This window comes from Thalassolituus sp. (genome assembly GCF_034111725.1).
In the GTDB taxonomy this organism is placed as follows: Bacteria; Pseudomonadota; Gammaproteobacteria; order Pseudomonadales; family Oceanobacteraceae; genus Thalassolituus.
On sequence record NZ_JAWUWR010000067.1, the window covers coordinates 1 to 20668 of the forward strand.

Annotated in this window: 22 protein-coding genes; 12 read left to right on the forward strand and 10 right to left on the reverse strand. The window is 48.8% G+C overall.

The features are described from left to right. The 7 genes from hisG to UXZ23_RS11460 form a co-directional block, all read right to left on the reverse strand. Nucleotides 1–430, reverse strand: a 430-nt coding sequence (hisG, locus tag UXZ23_RS11430; RefSeq protein WP_320820699.1) for an ATP phosphoribosyltransferase, incomplete at its 3' end; no start/stop codon positions are given. Nucleotides 431–469: 39 nt separating this feature from the next. Then, entirely contained in the window at nucleotides 470–1732 is a 1263-nt protein-coding gene (gene murA / locus UXZ23_RS11435) for a UDP-N-acetylglucosamine 1-carboxyvinyltransferase (RefSeq protein ID WP_320820700.1), read from the reverse strand. Between the two features lie 9 nt (nucleotides 1733–1741). After that, the gene (locus UXZ23_RS11440) at nucleotides 1742–1975 is read right to left on the reverse strand and encodes a BolA family protein (protein ID WP_320820701.1); all 234 of its coding nucleotides are present in this window, start codon (nucleotides 1973–1975) and stop codon (nucleotides 1742–1744) included. Between the two features lie 118 nt (nucleotides 1976–2093). Beyond that, nucleotides 2094–2402 carry an STAS domain-containing protein gene (locus UXZ23_RS11445; protein WP_320820702.1) on the reverse strand — a complete coding sequence of 103 codons (309 nt, stop codon included), beginning with the start codon at nucleotides 2400–2402 and terminating at the stop codon, nucleotides 2094–2096. A 4-nt stretch (nucleotides 2403–2406) separates the two neighbouring features. Further along, a complete protein-coding gene (gene mlaD / locus UXZ23_RS11450) occupies nucleotides 2407–2865 on the reverse strand; it encodes an outer membrane lipid asymmetry maintenance protein MlaD (protein ID WP_320820703.1) in 459 nt (152 codons plus the stop codon). Nucleotides 2866–2867: 2 nt separating this feature from the next. Next, entirely contained in the window at nucleotides 2868–3650 is a 783-nt protein-coding gene (mlaE, locus tag UXZ23_RS11455) for a lipid asymmetry maintenance ABC transporter permease subunit MlaE (RefSeq protein WP_320820704.1), read from the reverse strand. Then, a complete protein-coding gene (locus UXZ23_RS11460; RefSeq protein WP_320820705.1) occupies nucleotides 3650–4462 on the reverse strand; it encodes an ABC transporter ATP-binding protein in 813 nt (270 codons plus the stop codon). Before UXZ23_RS11460 ends, mlaE begins: the two co-directional genes overlap by 1 nt. Nucleotides 4463–4663: 201 nt before the next feature. Here UXZ23_RS11460 and UXZ23_RS11465 point away from each other — a divergent pair, with 201 nt between their 5' ends. From UXZ23_RS11465 to yjgA, 12 genes are all read left to right on the forward strand, one after another. Beyond that, nucleotides 4664–5620, forward strand: a complete 957-nt coding sequence (locus tag UXZ23_RS11465) for a calcium/sodium antiporter (RefSeq protein ID WP_320820720.1) — start codon at nucleotides 4664–4666, stop codon at nucleotides 5618–5620. 6 nt (nucleotides 5621–5626) lie between these two features. Then, on the forward strand, nucleotides 5627–6604 hold the full coding sequence (locus UXZ23_RS11470) for a KpsF/GutQ family sugar-phosphate isomerase (RefSeq protein WP_320820706.1): 978 nt from the start codon (nucleotides 5627–5629) through the stop codon (nucleotides 6602–6604). Continuing rightward, entirely contained in the window at nucleotides 6604–7173 is a 570-nt protein-coding gene (gene lptC / locus UXZ23_RS11475; protein ID WP_320820707.1) for an LPS export ABC transporter periplasmic protein LptC, read from the forward strand. The genes UXZ23_RS11470 and lptC overlap by 1 nt, the downstream gene beginning before the upstream one ends. Next, nucleotides 7157–7750, forward strand: coding sequence for a lipopolysaccharide transport periplasmic protein LptA (lptA, locus tag UXZ23_RS11480; RefSeq protein WP_320820708.1), 594 nt, complete (start codon nucleotides 7157–7159; stop codon nucleotides 7748–7750). Before lptC ends, lptA begins: the two co-directional genes overlap by 17 nt. Then, a complete protein-coding gene (lptB, locus tag UXZ23_RS11485; RefSeq protein WP_320820709.1) occupies nucleotides 7731–8456 on the forward strand; it encodes an LPS export ABC transporter ATP-binding protein in 726 nt (241 codons plus the stop codon). The genes lptA and lptB overlap by 20 nt, the downstream gene beginning before the upstream one ends. 134 nt (nucleotides 8457–8590) lie before the next feature. Beyond that, on the forward strand, nucleotides 8591–10096 hold the full coding sequence (locus UXZ23_RS11490; RefSeq protein ID WP_320820710.1) for an RNA polymerase factor sigma-54: 1506 nt from the start codon (nucleotides 8591–8593) through the stop codon (nucleotides 10094–10096). 39 nt (nucleotides 10097–10135) lie between these two features. After that, nucleotides 10136–10438: a ribosome hibernation-promoting factor, HPF/YfiA family gene (gene hpf, locus UXZ23_RS11495; RefSeq protein ID WP_015488207.1), complete on the forward strand. Its 303-nt coding sequence runs from the start codon at nucleotides 10136–10138 to the stop codon at nucleotides 10436–10438. A 4-nt stretch (nucleotides 10439–10442) separates the two neighbouring features. Further along, the gene (gene ptsN, locus UXZ23_RS11500; protein WP_015488208.1) at nucleotides 10443–10901 is read left to right on the forward strand and encodes a PTS IIA-like nitrogen regulatory protein PtsN; all 459 of its coding nucleotides are present in this window, start codon (nucleotides 10443–10445) and stop codon (nucleotides 10899–10901) included. A 21-nt stretch (nucleotides 10902–10922) separates the two neighbouring features. Continuing rightward, the gene (rapZ, locus tag UXZ23_RS11505; RefSeq protein WP_320820711.1) at nucleotides 10923–11798 is read left to right on the forward strand and encodes an RNase adapter RapZ; all 876 of its coding nucleotides are present in this window, start codon (nucleotides 10923–10925) and stop codon (nucleotides 11796–11798) included. A gap of 3 nt (nucleotides 11799–11801) precedes the next feature. Further along, a complete protein-coding gene (locus UXZ23_RS11510) occupies nucleotides 11802–12071 on the forward strand; it encodes an HPr family phosphocarrier protein (RefSeq protein WP_015488210.1) in 270 nt (89 codons plus the stop codon). Nucleotides 12072–12179: 108 nt separating this feature from the next. Next, nucleotides 12180–13535, forward strand: a complete 1356-nt coding sequence (gene mgtE, locus UXZ23_RS11515) for a magnesium transporter (protein ID WP_320820712.1) — start codon at nucleotides 12180–12182, stop codon at nucleotides 13533–13535. A 17-nt stretch (nucleotides 13536–13552) separates the two neighbouring features. Continuing rightward, nucleotides 13553–14065 carry a ribosome biogenesis factor YjgA gene (gene yjgA, locus UXZ23_RS11520; protein ID WP_320820713.1) on the forward strand — a complete coding sequence of 171 codons (513 nt, stop codon included), beginning with the start codon at nucleotides 13553–13555 and terminating at the stop codon, nucleotides 14063–14065. A gap of 369 nt (nucleotides 14066–14434) precedes the next feature. Here yjgA and UXZ23_RS11525 read toward each other — a convergent pair whose 3' ends face one another. From UXZ23_RS11525 to rng, 3 genes are read right to left on the reverse strand one after another with little or no spacing between them, the layout of a single operon-like run. After that, nucleotides 14435–15223, reverse strand: coding sequence for a carbon-nitrogen hydrolase family protein (locus tag UXZ23_RS11525; protein WP_320820714.1), 789 nt, complete (start codon nucleotides 15221–15223; stop codon nucleotides 14435–14437). 2 nt (nucleotides 15224–15225) lie between these two features. Then, a complete protein-coding gene (locus UXZ23_RS11530; RefSeq protein WP_320820715.1) occupies nucleotides 15226–19203 on the reverse strand; it encodes a YhdP family protein in 3978 nt (1325 codons plus the stop codon). A gap of 8 nt (nucleotides 19204–19211) precedes the next feature. Then, nucleotides 19212–20663 carry a ribonuclease G gene (gene rng, locus UXZ23_RS11535; RefSeq protein ID WP_320820716.1) on the reverse strand — a complete coding sequence of 484 codons (1452 nt, stop codon included), beginning with the start codon at nucleotides 20661–20663 and terminating at the stop codon, nucleotides 19212–19214. Nucleotides 20664–20668 lie beyond the last annotated feature (5 nt).

The window sequence follows — 20668 nt, forward strand, 5'->3', positions numbered from 1 at the left end:
CCATACCGCCATAAAGCTTAATAATATCGACCTGACGACCTTGCTCAGCAAAATAACGCTTAGCAATATTCACGAATTTAGTGGCAACTTTTAAGCGACCGGTAGGCATTTCGACATCTTTTAACGCTGCCGTCATTAAACGACACGTAGCAATGTTTAAATCTAACGGTTCGCATAGATTGTCGCTGTTGTATTCCATTAATACGTCTTTACCAGCAACACCCAAATCCGCAGCGCCGTATTCAACATAGGTTGGTACGTCGGTAGCGCGAATAACCACCAGCTTAATATGCTCATGGTTGGTATCAAAAATCAGCTTACGACTCTTTTGTATATCTTCGGCCGGATGAATACCCGCTTCCGCTAATAACGGTAAGGTATCATCGAGAATACGTCCCTTCGATAGGGCGATTGTCAGTGGCTGAGTCATGGTATGGCTGATCCTCTCTGTTCTGTCAGCGTCCGATAATTACTGTACGCGGCGAATATTCGCGCCCAGCATTTGGAATTTTTCTTCAATACATTCATAACCGCGATCAATATGATAAATGCGGTTCACGTCGGTTTCACCAACGGCAACTAAAGCCGCAATCACCAATGATGCAGAAGCACGTAAGTCGGTCGCCATCACTGGCGCAGCGCTTAGACCTTCTTTTCCGGTGACGATGGCAGTATTGCCTTCAACATGAATATCCGCACCCATACGCACCAATTCTTGGGCGTGCATGAAGCGGTTTTCGAAAACGGTTTCAACGACAGTGCCGACACCGTCCGCAATCGCATTTAACACCACGAATTGCGCCTGCATATCGGTTGGGAATGCAGGGTGTGGTGCGGTGCGGATATTGACGGACTTAGGACGACGACCGTGCATATTCAGCTCGATCCAATCTTTGCCCGTGGTGACTTCAGCTCCGCATTCACGCAATTTATCCAATACCGCTTCAAGCAATAGAGGATCGGTATCTTTGCACTTTACTCGACCACCAGTAACCGCAGCAGCGACTAAATAAGTACCCGTTTCAATTCGATCCGGTAGTACGTCGAAATGACAGCCGTGAAGTTTTTCCACACCGTCAATCACGAGAGTATCAGTGCCAGCACCTTCAATTTTTGCGCCCATAGCGATCAAACAGTTAGCAAGGTCGACCACTTCTGGTTCACGCGCTGCATTCTTAATAACCGAACGACCTTCGGCTAATACCGCAGCCATAAGAATGTTTTCAGTTCCGGTTACCGTGACGGTATCGCAAAAGAATTCTGCACCTTTTAAACGGCCGCCCGGTACGTGTGCTTTGATGTAACCATCAAGCACTTCGACTTCAGCACCCAAGGCTTCCATACCACGTAAGTGCAAGTCGACTGGGCGACTACCAATCGCACAACCACCCGGCAAAGAGACTTCAGCTTCGCCATAGCGAGCCAACAGCGGACCTAATACCAAGATAGAAGCACGCATAGTGCGCACTAAATCATAAGGAGCAACGCAGCTTTTCATTTCGGCACAGTCAGTTTCAACCGACATGTCTTCATTAATTGCGACTTGCACACCCATGCAACCCAGTAGCTCAAGCATGGTGGTGATGTCGTGTAGGTGCGGTAAGTTACCGACCTGCATCACGCCTTCTGCGAGCAAGGTAGCTGCCAAAATAGGCAGGGCTGAGTTTTTGGCGCCCGAAATACGGATCTCACCGTCTAGACGGTGGCCGCCTTCGATTCTTAATTTTTCCATACGGGGCTCTTATGCATCGGCCTTTTCGGCTGGCGTAAAGGTGCGGATAGACACAGCGTGTAAGCTGCCATCAACAATATAAGGATTAAGGATTTTGTACACGTACTGCTGGCGTTTGACAGCGTTCAGGCCTTCAAAGGCTTCACCTACGCCCAGTATTTCCTTAACGTAGCCATCCATGACCGACCAAGTAACTTCTGGTGCTTCAGATTGTAAAACTTCTAAAATTTCTGCTGGAGACATAACTGCTCTACCACTTAATACATGCAAAGTGGGCAATCATAGCGGATTTCTTGATCGGGGCGAAGTGATACCCGTGGATTAGACCGTAACTTTTAGTACGGCCTCGAGTACGAGCAGGCTAGGCCAGTAGCGGCTCGAACACTTCATCGAGATCACTCACCGTTAAAATAGGACGCATATGATCGGGTAAGTGCTCAATGCTCAGTGTAACGCCACTGACATCGGCAGCACGCATCCACTCCAATAAGAGTGCAACGCCAGCACTGCTGGCTTGCTCAACAGAGCTCATATCAACGCTCCACTTACCACCACTATTGCGAATAAGCTCAGTGCCGTGGAGAGCCAAGGCCGTCACGGTCGAGCTATTTAAGTCGCCATTAAGATAGGCGCGCTGGTTAGATTCAGACTGCAGTTTTGCCAACGCCATTGTCTTAGCCTTCTGCTTTATTAAATAAGAAGCGACCAATAAGCTCTTCGAGCACCAACGCCGATTGAGTGTCATCAATCCAATCGCCTTCTTTTAGGTACTCCATTTCTGCACCTACCGTCAGGCCAATGTATTTCTCGCCCAGTAAACCTGAAGTCAAAATCGCAGCCGAGCTATCCGTCGACAACGTGTTCATGCTTTTGTTAATTTCCATCTCAACGACTGCCGAATAGCGCTCGGAATCAAGATAAATTTTCGTCACATTACCAATATTCACACCCGCCATCGATACTTTGGCGCGCTCGGTCAAGCCGCCCAAGTTTTCAAAATGCGCTTTTAAGGTATAGGTATCGCCCGTTGATTGTAATGACAGCCCACTCACTCGCAGCGCCATTAAAACTAAAGCAATGATACCCATGATCATAAAAACGCCTACGGCCAACTCGATATAACGCATACGCATAATTAAATGCCTCCCAACATGACCGCAGTCAAAACGAAATCCAGCCCAAGAATGGCCAGTGAAGAAATAACCACTGTTTGCGTGGTTGCTTTACCAATACCTTCAGATGTCGGCACCGAGTCATATCCTTGGTACACCGCAATCCAAGTAATCACCATGCCGAACACACAGGATTTAATTAACCCTTTTACGACATCTTCATAAAAAGCAACTGACGCCTGCATATTGCCCCAGTAACTTCCGCCATCAATGCCCAGCAAATCAACCGCAACAAAGGCACCACCCCAAATACCAACCGTGCTAAACAGCAAAGCCAATATCGGCATGGAAATCATGCCAGCCCACAAACGCGGCGTAATCACACGCTTAAGCGGATCAACCCCCATCATTTCCATGGCAGAAAGCTGCTCGGTGGCTTTCATTAACCCAATTTCAGCGGTTAACGCCGAGCCCGCACGTCCAGCAAATAATAAGGCTGCGATCACTGGGCCTAATTCACGCAGGAGCGTTAACGACACTAAAGTACCGAGTGCCGAGTCCGAGCCGAATTTCACCAAAATGGTGTAGCCCTGCAAACTCAACACCATACCAACGAAAAACCCCGCCACTATAATGATGCTTAACGAGCGCACCCCAACCGAGTAAATTTGCCGAATAAGATCAGAAAAGCCAGCGCTGCCCGGCCCTCCCCAGCCCAATGACTGTATAAACAGTACGGTAGCCCGACCTAAAGACTCAATGGTCGCAACGCCACTTTGGCCTAGCGACTGCAATTTATTCAGCATCACTGACCTCCCGACAATAAATCATGGCGGTAGTCAGGCGCAGGATAATGGAACGGCACGGGGCCATCTGGATCACCATTCAGAAATTGTCGCACTTCATCATTACCGCTTTGGCGCAGCTCTTCCGGCGTACCAAAGCCAATCACTTTGCCACCCGACAACAAACATAAGTAGTCAGCAATCGAACACGATTCATCAACATCGTGCGATACCAGCAAACTGGTAAGACCGAGCGCTTTGTTTAAGCCACGAATCAAACGTACGATCATGCCCATAGAAATAGGATCTAGGCCAGTAAATGGCTCATCGTACATGATGATCTCAGGATCCATGGCAATCGAACGCGCTAACGCGACTCGCCGAATCATGCCGCCAGATAATTCAGCGGGCGATAAATCGCGCGCACCACGCAAACCCACGGCTTCGAGTTTCATCAGTACTAAGTCACGAATCATAGACTCAGGTAGGTCGGTATGAACACGTAGAGGAAACGCGACGTTTTCGAATACGCTCAAATCGGTGAACAAACCACTGGTTTGAAACAGCATGCCCATTTTACGTTTACGTAATTCCAATAACTCGGAACGCTTGAGTTTGGTCACATCCTGACCATCCACCAGCACGCTGCCGCTATCGGGTTGCAATTGGCCGCCAATCAAACGCAGTAGCGTCGTTTTACCTGTGCCACTTGGGCCCATGATGGCGGTGATTTTGCCTTTCGGAAAATCCACATCAAGATTGTCGTAGATAAGCCGATCTCCGCGACTAAACGACAACCCTTTGATGGTCACATACGACTGCTGGTCTGACATGCGCAAGCACCTATAAAAATCTGTGGCTAGCATAGCGGATTGTATCTGGCAGACCAATGCTTATCCCGCGCACAGGTCTGCGCCTCACCTTGAACTCAGAGTTGCAATTGCGTGCAGAATTCCCTCGGGTACAATGGCGAGCTAATTTTACAGTCAGTCGCTGCGACGTCTTACTCACTCCAACAGGAGCACCACTTGATTATGTATGCTGAATATGGGGCCGTACTGCTTGGTTTAATTGTTTTAGTGTGGAGTGCCGACAAATTTGTGATCGGTGCCGCAGCTACTGCTCGTCATCTTGGTATGTCACCATTACTGGTTGGCCTGACCATCGTTTCGATAGGTACTTCAGCGCCAGAGATGTTCGTCTCCGCGATGGCTGCTATTGATGGCGCAGGCAACCTAGCCATTGGCAATGCGCTCGGCTCGAACATTACCAATATTCTTCTCGTTCTCGGCCTCACGGCACTGATCGCCCCAATTGCTCTACAGCGCTCTCTATTGAAGAAAGAACTACCGCTACTACTATTGGCGAGTATCATCGGCGGTCTCACGCTGATGGATCTGGAGCTAAATTTCATTGATGCCGCCATCTTGATCGTGGCTCTTATCATCGCTTTGTACTTAATGTTTCTTGATTCCAGCGAAAGCGGCGCAGCGGTTGTTGATGAAGATGAAGCGGCTGAAATCGAAAACACCAATATGAAGTCAGCCATATTGTGGTTAGTCATTGGCTTAGCAGCACTGATGGTCAGTTCTAAGCTATTGGTATGGGGCGCTACGGGTATTGCTCATGCTTTTGGTGTGAGTGATCTGGTTATCGGCTTAACAATAGTCGCTATCGGCACCAGCCTACCGGAGCTAGCAGCTTCCGTAGCCAGTGCGCTCAAAGGTCATCACGATATTGCGATTGGTAACGTGATTGGCTCCAACATTTTCAACATGTTAGCGGTTATGCCCATCCCCGGCTTGTTGGCAGTAACGGCTGTAGAGCCGATGGCATTCGAACGCGACTACATGGTAATGATGGGCGCGACTATTATGCTAATTGCCTTGTTCGCTATTAACTACCGTAAGGGCACTATGGGGCGTGTATCGGGTCTACTTATGATCTCCGCCTATTTTGTTTATCTTGTTTCTCTTTTTTATACGGCTTAATTATTTATGACGACTGCACAATTATTTAATTTCATTTCCTCCGCCGAGCGTACGATAAAACTCGAGCAACAAGCGGTTGCGCGCTTAGCGGATTATCTTGATGAACATTTTACCCGCGCCTGCCAAATGATCATTCAATGCCGTGGTCGCGTTGTTGTTACCGGCATGGGTAAGTCTGGTCATATCGGCAATAAAATTGCTGCAACCTTAGCCAGTACAGGCACTCCTGCTTTCTTCGTTCACCCAGGTGAAGCCAGCCACGGCGACATGGGAATGATCACTGCCGCAGACGTCGTGATTGCGCTGTCGAACTCAGGCGAAACAAACGAAGTGACTAGCATGCTACCGTTGCTAAAGCGCATGGGAACACCGTTGATCAGCATGACCGGCAACCCTTCTTCAACATTAGCAAAAGCGGCCAACAGCCACCTTTATACCGGTGTTGAACAAGAGGCTTGCCCGCTGGATTTAGCGCCAACTTCATCGACAACAGCGGCATTGGTAATGGGTGATGCACTAGCCATTGCCTTATTAGAAGCGAAAGGATTTACCGCTGAAGACTTCGCCTTTTCACATCCCGGCGGTAGCTTAGGTCGTCGTTTGCTGCTTAAAGTGGAAGATATCATGCACAGTGGCGACCAATTACCCGTCGTTAATACCAGCACACGTTTATCCGAAGCACTTTTGGTAGTTACATCGAAAGGCTTAGGTATGACCACAGTACAAGATGACAATGGCGATTTGGCCGGTATTTTTACCGATGGCGATTTACGTCGCGCTATCGACCAAGGCGTTGACATCCATGCCTGTTCAATGAGCGATATAATGACCGCAAATTGTAAAACAACGACGCAAGGCATCTTGGCCGCTGAAGCATTGAAAATTATGGAAGACAATAAAATTAATGCCTTAGTGGTAAAAAATGAACAGCGTACTGTAGGCGTCGTCACCATGCATGACATGCTACGCGCAGGCGTTATCTAATGCGTAAACGTTACTTGCTGCTACTGTTAACCTTGATATTTGGCTTGGCCTTAATCGCGGTTGATCGCTACACCCAAGAGCTGAATCAGCCCTTGAGTGAACAGCAAAGTAACGAAGCCGATTACTACGGTGAGACGCTACTCAACTGGCATTATGGTGTGGATGGTAAACTTGGACAGACTTTTCGAGCCCAACGTTCAGATCACTATCCCCTAATAGGTGTGACCCGTTTTTTCGCACCTATGATTACCACGCGGGATGATCGCGGCCAAATCTGGCAAGTCACCGCCAAAGAAGGGTCGCTAAAAGACGACGAGCAAGTCATTCGTTTTAATCAGGCCGTACGGATAGAGCCTATCAATACTGGTGAGCAAACAACCGATGCCATGCTGATTGAAACCGAAGCGTTAACCTATGATATTCGTGAGCAAATTGCAGCGACCGATCTACTGGTCACCATGACAGGACCGGGTAGCCGCGCGACCGCAACAGGCATGACTCTGGATGTTAACCGCCAGCGCATGGAACTGAAAACCGGGGTAAAGACTATTTATGTACCCGAACAATAAGCACACCAACACTATGAAAAACAGCGCCCGTGCGTTATTTATTTTGGCCGTGAGCAGCATCAGTCAGCTAGCACTTGCGCTACCCGATGACTGGCAACAGGAAATGACCATATTATCCGACCGCGCAGAAATCGACCGCAAAGCGGGTACGGTTATCTACGAAGGTAACGTCATCCTGACTCAAGGCACACTGCGTATTGAATCCGAACGATTGATGATTTTACGCAGCGGCAACACGCTCGAAAAGGCTGTAGCGGAAGGCAACAACGGGCAACCAGCACGCTATCAGCAACAAGTGACCGTTGGCAAACCTATGACTCGCGCTCATGGTGATCGCATTGACTATTTTGCCGCGCGCCGCCAAGTAACACTGACCGGCGACTCGCAATTAGAACAAGATGGCAACCTATTTAGTGGCGAGCATATCGTCTACGACATGGACAAAGAAACCGTCAAAGCCGACGGCGGCAAGCGCAGCGACACCAAAGGTACGCCAGACAACGGCACCTCTGGCGATCGTCGTATTAAAGTTATTATCCAACCGCAACAGGCCACTGATGAAAACGCTGAAAGCTGAACACCTAGCGAAAAGTTACAACGGCCGTGAAGTGGTAAAAGATGTATCGCTATCGGTTCACAGCGGCCAAATAGTCGGCTTACTGGGCCCTAACGGCGCAGGTAAAACCACTTGTTTTTATATGATCGTTAATCTTGTGCAAGCCGATAAAGGACGTATCAAGATCGACGACGAAGACCTTAGCCACCTGCCGATGCATGGGCGTGCGCAACGAGGAATCGGTTACTTACCCCAAGAAGCCTCGATTTTTCGTAAGCTCAGCGTTGCCGACAATATCCTCGCAATTTTAGAAACGCGTAAGGATCTAAACCGCAAACAAAGATTAGAGCGCCTTGAAAGCTTGCTCGATGAATTCCACATTCAGCACATCCGCACAAGCTTAGGCATGTCGTTATCTGGAGGTGAACGTCGACGTGTAGAGATAGCACGCGCGCTAGCTGCAGAGCCGTCCTTCATACTATTGGATGAGCCATTCGCAGGGGTTGACCCAATTTCCGTGTCCGACATCATGGATATTATTCGTCAGCTGAAAAACCGCGGCATCGGCGTACTAATCACCGACCACAATGTACGCGAGACCTTAGCTATTTGCGAAAAGGCTTACATTGTCGGCGGAGGCCATATCATTGCAGAAGGCACTGCAGAAGAAGTTTTAGCGAACGAACAAGTGCGGAAAGTTTACCTTGGTAACGATTTCCGCCTTTGATTCTAGCCCCCTCCTCAGGCTATGATCGAATCAATCGGGTTTCGTGCTTGCAAGATAGATTCCATAAGCACAGGCTTAGCCTATAATGCATAAACACTATTTTTCTGCCGTAGATAGGTAATCGTTAAGTTTCCATGAAAGCGTCTCTCCAGTTAAAGATGGGTCAGCAACTGACCATGACCCCTCAGTTGCAACAAGCCATCCGCCTACTCCAGCTGTCCACCTTGGACTTACAGCAGGAGATACAGGAGGCGCTCGACTCCAATCCGATGTTAGAAACGGATGAGTACGACGATCCGAATCCTGAAGTAGAAGCACCCCGTGGTGAAAAAACCGAGCAAGAACAAAACGAAATAGATCACGAAGCCCGCGAGCGCTCTGAAGACAACCACACGCTCGACGAACAATGGTCTAACGATAAAATTCCAGAAGATCTACCCAACGACAGCGAATGGGAAGATACCTACCAAACCACTGCCAGCGTTTCCTCCAGCAGCGGTAGTAGTGGCGCAATAGACGACGACTTCGATTACGACTCTCGTCATGCCACCACCGATAGCCTACAAGACCACCTTCTGTGGCAGCTTAATCTCACTCCGATGAGTGATACCGATCGCGAAATCGCCATAATGCTGATTGATGGCACCGACGACGATGGCTATTTACATACCACCGTCGATGACATTCTGACCAGCCTTGATCCGGCGTTAGAAGTTGAAGAAGACGAAATCATGGCCGTGCTGCATCGCCTGCAGCAGTTCGATCCCGCCGGCGTATTCTGTCTCGACTTGCGTGAATGCCTGTTACTGCAATTACAGCAGTTACCCGCTGCAACTCCATGGTTAACCGAAGCCAAACTCGTGATTCGTGAACACATCGAGTTACTCGGCAGTCGTGATTATCCAACGCTGATGCGCAAAGCCAAATTGAAAGAAGAAGCGCTCAAAGATGTGCTGCGCTTAATTAAAGAACTCAATCCAAAACCGGGCTCAGGCATCTCTCCTGATCAATCTGAATATGTGATTCCCGATGTTTTGGTGCGTAATATTCGTGACGAATGGCGTGTAGAACTCAACCCCGAAATCGCACCGCGTCTGCGCGTCAATGCTGATTATGCATCTCTGGTTCGCCGTTCTGATAACAGCACCGACAACGCCTTCCTCAAAGACCACCTGCAAGAAGCTCGCTGGTTCATCAAAAGCTTACAAAGCCGTAATGAAACCTTGCTCAAGGTGGCCACTAAGATCGTTGAATATCAGATCGAATTCTTCGAAGAAGGCGAAGAAAAAATGAAACCCCTGGTTCTGCATGACATTGCCGAGGCTGTAGGCATGCACGAATCGACGATTTCTCGTGTTACCACGCAGAAATTTATGCACACCCCTCGTGGTATTTTTGAGCTGAAATATTTCTTCTCAAGCCACGTCAGTACCGATAGCGGTGGTGAATGTTCATCTACGGCTATTCGTGCCATGATCAAAAAACTAATTTCTGAAGAAAATGCCCGTAAGCCATTAAGCGACAATAAAATCGCGGCATTACTAGGCGACAAAGGCATCCAAGTCGCGCGCCGTACTGTTGCTAAGTACCGCGAGGCCATGATGATACCGCCCTCTAACGAGCGCAAACAGCTTATCTGACGATCAACAACGAGCCAGTAGACAAAAAGGAGACTGGGCATGCAAATCAATATCAGTGGTCACCACGTAGATGTAACCGAAGCAATGCAGGGATACGTTGAGGAAAAGATGTCAAAGCTGACACGTCACTTTGACAACATCACTACCGGACAGGTTACTCTGACCGTTGAAAAGGGCCGCCAAGTAGCGGAAGCGACGATCCACGTCACCGGCACAGATATCCATGCCAAGTCAGAGCATGACGATATGTATGCTGCCATTGACTTAATGACTGACAAGCTCGATCGACAAGTGTTAAAACACAAAGAAAAAACAGTCGCGCGGCTACACGGACAAGGCTAACTCCATGACACTTCGCATTGACGATATCCTCTCACCAACACACACCTTGGTGGACGCAGAGGTATCCAGCAAAAAAAAGTTGCTGGAATTCCTAGCAGGATTGGTCGCTGAATCCATCAGCGATAGCTCAGCGGATGAAATCTATGAGCGACTACTCGGACGCGAGCGTCTGGGTAGTACCGGCATAGGGGAAGGCATTGCCATTCCCCATTGTCGGTTGCCTCAGTGTGAACAGGCCTTTGGCGTGCTATTACGCCTTGCCGAGCCAATCGACTTCGACGCCATTGACGGCAAACCAGTGGATTTGGTGTTCGCACTCTTAGTGCCTGAAGAAGCAACGGAAGAACATTTGCAAGTATTGGCAATGTTAGCCCGTAATTTTAATGAAGAGTCGTACCGTAGTGCGTTACGTTGCGCTCCGGACAATCGTCAATTATTCCAGCGCGCAGCCGCCGGAACCTGATAGCACAAGGAATGTAGACCCATGCGTTTGGTAGTGATTAGCGGCCGATCCGGCTCAGGTAAGTCCAGTGCCTTGCATGTGCTGGAAGATCTCGGATTTTATTGCATCGACAACCTTCCCATTGGTCTACTTCCCGCCCTTACCGAACAAGCCAACGGTAATGAAAAACTCACCCAAATTGCCGTAAGTGTTGATGCTCGCAATCTTGCCCATGCGGTTGATCGCATCGAATTAGTGTTACGCGACCTCCCGCACGACCATTACAAGCTCGATGTTGTTTATCTCGATGCCAGTGAAAAAGTCTTATTGCAACGATTTAGTGCAACGCGAAGAAAACACCCCCTAACCAGTAAGAAAATCTCGTTGGCAGAAGCCATCGAACAAGAGAAAGTACTGCTTGATCCACTGGCGAATATGGCCGACTTAACGCTCGATACCACGCATATGTCGGTACATGAGCTGCGCAGCTTAATTCGCTTACGAGTGGCCGATAAACGAGACGGCGATATGTCCATCCTGTTTGAATCCTTTGGCTTTAAACACGGTATCCCCATCGACGCCGACTATGTATTCGATGTCCGCCATCTACCTAACCCCTACTGGGATGAAAGTTTGCGGCACCACACGGGTTTAGAGCAGCCAGTACAAGAGTTTTTAAGTCAGTACGATGACGTCAAAGATATGCAACAAAGTATTAGTGAATTTATGCAACGTTGGATGCCACGTTTTATTGATGCCAACCGCAGCTATATGACCATCGCCATCGGCTGCACCGGTGGCCAACATAGGTCGGTATACATGGCCGAGCAACTGACAGCTGAATTCCAGCAACATTATCCCAACGTGCAAGTTCGTCACCGAGAACTCGCGCGGATTTCCGAATCGACAGGCCATTAATTCATGATCAGTACCCAAATAACAATTATCAATAAACTGGGTCTACATGCCCGTGCAGCGGCCAAATTAGTCTCTACAGCGTCAGCGTTTTCTAGCCAAGTGAAAGTCGGTTACCCTGGCCGTTTGGTTGATGGCAAAAGCATTATGGCAGTCATGATGTTGGCTGCGAGCAAAGGCACCGAGATCCAACTTCAAGCCGAAGGTAGTGACGAAGCAGAAGCCATTACCGCACTCCAAGACCTCATCAATCGTTTCTTCGACGAAGGTGAATAATCCGCTATAAAACAGCAAATTAGCGCTAATACTGCGAGTACTTTCATGGTATATGGGCGCTATTCAGGCTAGAATTCTGGTCAACTCCTGCGCAACCAGAGCCATTCCATGGGACAACAGACGGAAAAGGCAAAAGCCAAACTGCATAGCCTTAACGCCGCTCTAGAAAGCGGTGCTTTGGCCAAGGTTCAGCGCATTCTAAATTCGGGTTTAGCACCCGTAGACGTCGCCCATTTAATCGAATCCTCTCCTCCTAAAGCCCGTAAGATTTTATGGGAATTAGTCGATAAAGAACTCGAAGGTGAAGTTCTTCAATACCTAAGCGAAGAACTGCAAAGCCATTTTTTATCGGATATGAGCGCGGCTGAAGTTGTCGACATGACCGCCGACCTCGACACCGATGACGTGGCCGACATGTTGCAACAACTTCCTGAGCGTGTGACTCAAGAAGTTCTAAATTCGATGGACCAAGTCGATCGAGCGCGAGTGGAAGCCATCTTAGGCTATCCAGAAGATAGCGCCGGCGGCTTGATGAACACGGATACCGTGACGATTCGCCCAGAGATCACCTTGGACGTTGTGTTGCGCTATTTACGTCGGCATAAATCATTGCCGGCCATGACCGACAACCTTTTGGTCGTAAACCGACAAAACGAATTCATCGGTTTGTTGCCCGTCAGTAAACTGTTGGTTAGTGACCCACAGCAAACCGTTCGTGAAGTCATGACCACGGACGCTAAAATCATTCCGGCGACCATGCACGACACTGACGTAGCCAAGCTGTTCGAACGTCACGACTTAGTTTCTGCACCGGTTGTAGACGCCGCTGGCGTACTCATCGGTCGCATCACCATCGATGACGTGGTTGACGTTATCCGCGAAACCGCCGACCACTCTTTGATGAGTATGGCGGGTTTGGATGAAGATGAAGATACCTTCGCACCGGCACTAAAAACCAGTCGCCGCCGTGCGGTGTGGCTAGGGATTAACTTAATCACCGCCCTTGCCGCCTCTGCCGTGATTGGATTATTCGATAAAACCATAGAGCAGGTCGTTGCCTTAGCCGTGCTAATGCCCATTGTCGCCAGCATGGGCGGTATTGCCGGTAGCCAAGTACTGACTCTCGTTATTCGCGGCCAAGCTCTAGGACACCTTAGTGGTGCTAACTTCCGCTGGCTCTTCAATCGCGAACTCATTGTCGCTGCAATCAACGGGCTGTTATGGGCTGTCGTAATTGCCATTGTGACATTTGCATGGTTTCACGACATAAAAATTGCCCTGATTATTGGCAGTTCGATTATCATTAACCTCATGGTCGCCGCCATCACTGGCGCGGCATTGCCATTGATATTAAAAGCACGCGGAATTGACCCAGCCTTAGCGGGCGGTGTGATCCTCACCACAGTCACCGACGTCGTTGGTTTTATGACATTCTTAGGGCTGGCAACCCTGTTCTACCTGTAACCCGGTATTCCGATTTTATGAGCAAGTATTACGACGACGATGATTTCGATGATGGCGAAATCAGCAAATCACAATTAAAGCGCGACATGCACCGTTTCCAAGCTTTGGGCGAAACCCTGAGCAACTTGGCGCCTGCAAAGTGGGATACGCTCCCGATTAGCGAACTTTTGAAAAATGCGTTAGTAGAAAGTCGACGCATCACCAAGCACGAAGCCCGTCGTCGTCATTTTCAATACATCGGTAAAATCATGCGCGACGAAGACCTCGACGCTATTCAAACTGCCGTTGATAAACTTGATCCATCGAGCGAACTGCATGGCCGCCTAATCAAACAGCAAGAGCAATGGCGTTCACGTTTACTCGACGACGCCAATGGCTTGAATGATTTTATCGAAGAATATCCGGATGTTGATCGTCAGCAACTGCGAAATCTAGTGCGTAATGCGCAAAAAGAAATGAGCAGCGAGCCGCCGAAGCCAGGAACTAACTTTAAAAAGTTGTTTCAGTTTATTCGCACGCAGATGGGGTAGTCTTTTTCTGGAGTTTAGGCTTGTAACTGCTGGCGCAGGCAGGGCTGCTTTGCATATTTCGTTGTAGGAGGTACTCAGGGAGCGCCAGCGAGCAGTGCCGAAAGCGTTGATGATATTCTCAGAACCTATCGCGATTACGAACAAAAAGCGTTCGTTGAATCGCTCCTACACATGAAACGCCTCCCCCCTTCGAATCCATCCGATTTAAAGCATATCGTCTCGTGCCTCTGGGCCTGCCGAAGTTATTCTGAACCGATAGATCTATCCGGCAGGACGCGGGATAAGGCCAGAAAGCACAAAGCAGGGGGGCGGGGATAAGATCCCCGAGAAAGAAGAACCGCGGCGTCAGCCGCCGCACAAACTAAAAAATCACCCGCGCAACAACGGCATTTTCTCACGTACGTCCTGCACTCGTTGCAAATCAATCTCGGCACTTGTAACGCCCATATCATGATCAAGCTCGGCCATAACCTTGCCCCAAGGATCAATGATCTGTGAATGTCCCCATGTTTGGCGTTTGGTATCGTGCCAGCCGCACTGGTTTGCGGCGACAACATAGCATTGCTGCTCTATCGCTCGGGCGCGTAGTAAGGTTTGCCAGTGTACTTCACCGGTGGTGTAGGTGAATGCAGCGGGCACAACAAGAATTTCAGCACCTAAATCGCGTAGTGCTTGAAAGTGTTCAGGAAAGCGCAGGTCAAAACAAATGGCTAAGCCTATTTTCCCTACTGGACTATTCACTACCAACAGTTCATCGCCTGGGGCAAAGCGTTCTGATTCGGCATAACGCCCTTGGCTATCGCCAACATTAACATCGAACAAATGAATTTTGTCGTAACGACTGACCTGCTCACCCTGCTCATTAAATACCAATAACGCGGAACGCACACGTGGATCACGGTCGGGGCATGGCTGAGGAATTGCACCCACCAACAACCAAACACCGTAATGCTGCGCTTGCCGCGTAAACCAAGCCGTATATTCAGTGTTTTCAGCAATGTGATGATATTGGCTACCATCCATGCACAAACACATTTCCGGTAACAAAATAACCTTAGCGCCAGTGCTTGCTGCATCGGCAATTAAGATCGCCAATTGCGCTTTATTCGCTTCAATGTCGCTACCGGCATTATTTTGCACTACGGCTATGTGATTCATAGTTACTCGTCGTCCGAACCAAAGATATTGAAGATATTAAACACGCTGAAAATACGGCTTTTAATTCCGCGTTTTTTCTTACCATCAACTTGATTGTCGAAAGCTTGATTAATTTCCATCACCGGCTGCTGCCAAGTGCCTTTGATATCGTAACTAGCACTGGTAAAGCGTTCTAATTCGTCACCAATTAACTTTTCGGTCACGTAAACCGAGGCGGCAATCGGCGGAGCAAAACCCGCTAATACCGCGACCAAGGGCAACGTACTGGTGACGGGGAATGTCACCGCCAACTTCATATCCAAGTCGCCTGTATTCAGATTGGTCGCTCCTGACGTCAGGAACTTCCCGCCGGGGCCTTCGACACTTAGCGGTTCTGATAAGGTCAGTAAACCAGCCTCTATTTTTGCTTTACCCTTTAACGTATCGAATGCCAAACCTGATTGATAAATATCAGAAAAATCGAGGCGCAAACGCCGCGCTATCGAATTAAAATTCAATGCTCCAAACGCACGTAAAGCACCGGTGCCTTCCGCTTGCAACGAACCATCTTTGATTCGCACACTAACATCTCCTTGCAAGGTCTCAGTGTCGAAACCCAGCGGCGACCCCTGCCAATTAAGCGCCAGCGTTGATTGTAGATCTTTGCCCTCGATCGCTGCCGATTGACGGAATGCACGTTGCACTTTACCAATATCAGAGCCCTTAATCGTCATATCGTATAGGCGAGTATCATGAATACCGTCGATATAATTCCAATCCATTTTGCCACTGACGTTTAAGCCCTTCATGTCACTATCAAGAATATTAACTGTCAGCCCTTGCACACTCGGACGACTGGCAATTTGCCAGCGACCATAATTGCGAGTACCGACATACAATTCCTGCAAGGTCATATCCAAGGCAGGTAACAACGCGGGATCGAGATCCTGTAGTGGATCAACAACCTCAGGAATATCATCGCCCTCGGCAACAACAACCGGTTCGTCTTCAGGCATGTGAATATAGTCGAGCAACAACGAGATTGGCTTATCGCCAGGGTGAACAACGACGGTACCACGCGTTACATCGCTATCAATTTGCAGCGTCCAGTCGTTGGCTTCTTGACGTCCGGCAATACGGGTGATACCCATGGGAATATCCCAAGCATCTAAACCCGATAAGGTAATATCAACACTTTCGACTGGGTTCGGTGTTGCCTCAACGCTGCGTCCATTCGGCCCTTTCTTTGGCGCGGGCTCGGCATCGAGTAACGCCATCATATGATTCCAAACATCAAACCAAGGTTCAGCATCTAAGGTTTCGTCAATGGTGCCACTGATAATAATGCCCGGATTATCCGGCATGACAGGCTCTGTGCCATCCAATGTCACATGACCAACATCCACTCCATCTTTGCCAAGCCCTAACTCTGCTCGTAAAAAATCATCGTAATTCAACGTAATACTGGTGATATCGCTGGGCTTAATCTGAGCAATAAGCGAACGTGGTGTATCCGTTAACTTACCCGCAGGAAATGGTAGATCAACCAGGGTTCCAACGAGATCCGATTCGACGTCCAGTTGCACACCACCACGACTCGCGGGGCGAACATCTAAACTGGCCTGATAATTTAATTCGCCGCTAATAGGATCAAGCAAAAATACCGGCATCCACGCCTTAAAATCCTGCCATGTGGCTTTGCCAGAACCATCAAGATGAATATCAAAACCGCCATCGACCAAGGTCGATTGCATAGTGGCGGCAAATGTTCCCCCCAACAAACCAGCGGTTAGGCCTTTTGAGCTTAAGCCTTCCTCTGTACTGAAGTGGATTAAGCCGGTCACTGCCTCCAAATTTAAATCCAGCTCGCCTAAGCGCAAACGCGCATTGGTTAATTGGCTGTCTAATTGCACACTAGGGCTGCTATTCGGCTTACCTAACAACATCTCTAAACGTAAGCTGCTCTCGATCTGGCCGTTGGCCTGCCATTGGTCAAACGCATTATCAACCAAGGCTTGGATGGGAGTATCAGTAAAATAACGCATGCCCTCACCCGCATCGCCCGCTATTTGGCCAACAACATTTAGCTGCGTGCCATCTTTGGTGTCACGAATTCGTACACGACTGCTGTTGGCTAGTAAATCACCGCCAAGGGTTTGGCCTTCATCAATCCAAATATCAACGTTTGGGGCGTCTAATAAGACTCGGCCACTCACGTGTTCTATTGCTGGCCACTCATCTAAATACGTTACCTTCACGTCATCGGCTGCGAGATAAAGCTGTGTTGTTAAGCTATTGTGCGGAACATCACTGCCCACATGGCCATTTAACACAAAGCCAACATCTTGCAACGTGCCCCCATCAAGACCGTTATCCAAAAACTCATTAATGGCAGGATCAAGAATATCCGGCACTAACGCCGTTTGCAGTTCTTGCGGTGCTTTAGTAACCCCCAACATTAAAGCAATATTGTATTCAACGTCGGTATCTCGACGGGGAATACGCATGGCTAAATCGCCGTGAACAGGGGTTCCTTCAAGATTTGCGCGTAACTTATCCAGCTTTAAACGGAAAAACTCAGGCTCAATTTTCCAATAAAAATTAGCCGATACGTCCGTTAAATCCCACGGCGACTGATAAATATCGGGCAGATGCATGGTTAACGTCGGATCACTAATCGCCACTACACCCGCGTTGGGTTGCAGATGTAATTTACCTTCTGCGTTATCAAATGAAGGAATGCCATGAAATGGCTGTGTGCTTAAACCTGCAAGGTTGGCGCGAATATCAACCTTCCACGGTTCGCCGACCACTAAGCTTGGTAAAACAGCCACGCGTACATCACTGGCCTTACCTTCTGGCGCAACGTTGTCGACATATTGGCTAAAGCGTTCTGGCAGTAAATTATGACGCAAAATAAATTCGCCAGTTTTTCGAATATCAACATCGGGTATGCCAATCTGAAAACCTTTTTGCTGCGCCAAAGACACAGAGCTGACACGCAATTGCGCGAACGGCAGCGGTTCATCGAATTCTGGTAAAACACGCACATGCCAATCGCTACCCGTGCGAATACCACTGGCGAGCACTGAGCCGTTATTCAAACTTAGAGGTTTAGCACCCGTTTCAACATGCAAAGCTGGGATTATTGCAGCGACATAAATAGCATTTAAATCGCCATCACGAATACTTAGCCAACCCTCGGCACCGCCTTCAAAACGCGAAACATGCAGATTTTGCGGCAACTCGTTAGGAATCCAGCGCGTCCATTCTTGGTTATCAACGCGTAAATATACTTCGCCATGCTGATCGCCCCATGGCCATAGCGGCCCTTCTAACGCAGCACTGACAAAGATATCGGCAAGCTGCTCGCGCCCCCAAGCAACCGTGCCTTCTAGCGCATGATCTTCGCCTTGGTTACGCCAAACAAGCTGCTTAATTTCTAGCTGCTCATCATGTTCAAGGCTATGACTTTGCAATGACCAGTTGGATAAAATCACCGACTGTTGTAGCTCTAACCAATCCACCAGCTTATTGGCTGAGTTATTATCTTCAGCATCAGGCGTATTGCTCGGCTCTTCGGTCACCGCAGATAGGATCTTCCAGTGTTCTCCTACAAACCAAGCGCCATCATCAGTTTGACGAATGGCCGCACTGACACCGTCGACATTGATGCGCTTAAACACCGGCAAGCGATAAAAAGCAGTGGCACTTAAATCGAGTTCAGCTTCAATGCTCGTCACTACCAAGCCGTCATTTTCATCGCCAATGCTGAGATCATCAACATGCACGACCGGCGATAATAAATTCCAACCGCCGCGCAATTGACGAATAGTTACCGGCTGCTTTAATTGCTCGCTCAGTACTCGTTCGAGGTCAGGTTTGAAGGTTTCTATCAGAGGGATTAGTTGGCGACCAAGACTGGTATATAAGGCAAGCGCCACCATTGCCACAACGATGGTGATCCAGACTTGGGTCCAAATAGAGCGAAAACGATTCATGTTTCGCCCTATTGCAGGATGATGTCGTATTGATCTTGAGTGTATTGACTCTCAACCTGCAATTTAATGGCCTTACCAATAAATGCTTCAAGGTCAGCCAATCCGTGGCTATCTTCGTCTAACAGGCGATCGACAACTTGCTGACTGGCGAGCACAGAATACGTACCCGCTTCGTAGGCTCGTTCCTCCCGCAGAATCTCGCGGAATATTTCGTAGCAAATGGTTTCCGCTGTTTTTACCGAACCACGGCCATCGCAAGCTTTGCAGGGCTCCATCAGCATATGCTCAAGGCTTTCGCGAGTACGCTTGCGCGGCATTTCCACTAAGCCTAATTCTGACACGCCGCTAATTTTGCTCTTGGTATGATCTTTCTCGAGCATTTTTTCTAACATGCGCAACACCTGACGCTGATGTTCAGGCTCGGTCATATCAATAAAATCGAGAATGATAATGCCACCTAGATTACGCAAACGGACCTGGCGACCAATCGCGGTTGCTGCTTCCAGATTGGTTTTATAGATGGTTTCTTCTAAATTACGACGCCCAACAAAACCACCGGTGTTCACATCAATCGTAGTCATGGCCTCGGTTTGGTCTACAACCAAATAACCACCAGACTTGAGTGGCACTTTGCGCTCTAACGCCCGCTGTATTTCATCTTCAACGCTGTACAACTCAAAAATAGGACGCGGACCAGGATAGCAGTCGATTCGCTCGGCGACTTCTGGCACGTACTGCTGCGTAAAGTGCTCGATTTTTTGGAAGGTTTCGCGTGAATCGATGAGTATTTTACTCACCTCTGGACGCGATAAATCGCGAATGGTGCGTAACGACAAGGGTAATTCGTCGTAGACCAAGCTTGGCGCTTTATTATCTTTTATACGTTCTTCCAGCTTGCGCCATAAGCGGCGTAGATAGCGAGTATCGGCAAGGATTTCATCTTCACCAACGCCTTCCGCTGCGGTGCGCAAAATAAAGCCTGCTTCACCGGTCAAGCCTTCGGCTTCCATACAGTTATTCACTAATTCTTTCAGGCGGTCGCGCTCACCTTCTTCTTCAATACGCTGTGACCCACCCACGTGATCTACACCCGGCATATACACCAAATACCGCGAAGGAATCGCAAGCTGAGTGGTTAGGCGCGCACCTTTAGTGCTGATCGGATCTTTAGTGACTTGCACCACCAACGACTGCCCTTCGTGCAGCAATTGATTAATTGGCGTATTAGCATCGCCTTTACCGACTTCAGCGGCATGGATAAACGCCGCACGCTCTAGGCCGATATCCACAAACGCGGCCTGCATACCCGGCAATACTCGAACGACCTTACCTTTGTAGATATTGCCGACCAACCCACGATGGTTAGTCCGCTCGATATAGATTTCCTGCAGTACGCCATTTTCAACCACCGCCACACGCGTTTCCGTGGGGGTGACGTTCATTAAAATTTCTGCGTTCACGAAAC

Coding starts and splice junctions, on each gene's coding strand:
- mlaE (WP_320820704.1), bottom strand. CDS start 3,650: ATGCTGAATAAATTGCAGTCGCTAGGCCAAAGTGGCGTTGCGACCATT.
- hpf (WP_015488207.1), top strand. CDS start 10,136: ATGCAAATCAATATCAGTGGTCACCACGTAGATGTAACCGAAGCAATG.
- UXZ23_RS11445 (WP_320820702.1), bottom strand. CDS start 2,402: ATGGCGTTGGCAAAACTGCAGTCTGAATCTAACCAGCGCGCCTATCTT.
- yjgA (WP_320820713.1), top strand. CDS start 13,553: ATGAGCAAGTATTACGACGACGATGATTTCGATGATGGCGAAATCAGC.
- UXZ23_RS11465 (WP_320820720.1), top strand. CDS start 4,664: ATGTATGCTGAATATGGGGCCGTACTGCTTGGTTTAATTGTTTTAGTG.
- ptsN (WP_015488208.1), top strand. CDS start 10,443: ATGACACTTCGCATTGACGATATCCTCTCACCAACACACACCTTGGTG.
- lptA (WP_320820708.1), top strand. CDS start 7,157: ATGTACCCGAACAATAAGCACACCAACACTATGAAAAACAGCGCCCGT.
- UXZ23_RS11460 (WP_320820705.1), bottom strand. CDS start 4,462: ATGTCAGACCAGCAGTCGTATGTGACCATCAAAGGGTTGTCGTTTAGT.
- UXZ23_RS11510 (WP_015488210.1), top strand. CDS start 11,802: ATGATCAGTACCCAAATAACAATTATCAATAAACTGGGTCTACATGCC.
- lptB (WP_320820709.1), top strand. CDS start 7,731: ATGAAAACGCTGAAAGCTGAACACCTAGCGAAAAGTTACAACGGCCGT.
- UXZ23_RS11530 (WP_320820715.1), bottom strand. CDS start 19,203: ATGAATCGTTTTCGCTCTATTTGGACCCAAGTCTGGATCACCATCGTT.
- mlaD (WP_320820703.1), bottom strand. CDS start 2,865: ATGCGTATGCGTTATATCGAGTTGGCCGTAGGCGTTTTTATGATCATG.
- UXZ23_RS11490 (WP_320820710.1), top strand. CDS start 8,591: ATGAAAGCGTCTCTCCAGTTAAAGATGGGTCAGCAACTGACCATGACC.
- mgtE (WP_320820712.1), top strand. CDS start 12,180: ATGGGACAACAGACGGAAAAGGCAAAAGCCAAACTGCATAGCCTTAAC.
- rapZ (WP_320820711.1), top strand. CDS start 10,923: ATGCGTTTGGTAGTGATTAGCGGCCGATCCGGCTCAGGTAAGTCCAGT.
- lptC (WP_320820707.1), top strand. CDS start 6,604: ATGCGTAAACGTTACTTGCTGCTACTGTTAACCTTGATATTTGGCTTG.
- UXZ23_RS11440 (WP_320820701.1), bottom strand. CDS start 1,975: ATGTCTCCAGCAGAAATTTTAGAAGTTTTACAATCTGAAGCACCAGAA.
- UXZ23_RS11525 (WP_320820714.1), bottom strand. CDS start 15,223: ATGAATCACATAGCCGTAGTGCAAAATAATGCCGGTAGCGACATTGAA.
- UXZ23_RS11470 (WP_320820706.1), top strand. CDS start 5,627: ATGACGACTGCACAATTATTTAATTTCATTTCCTCCGCCGAGCGTACG.
- murA (WP_320820700.1), bottom strand. CDS start 1,732: ATGGAAAAATTAAGAATCGAAGGCGGCCACCGTCTAGACGGTGAGATC.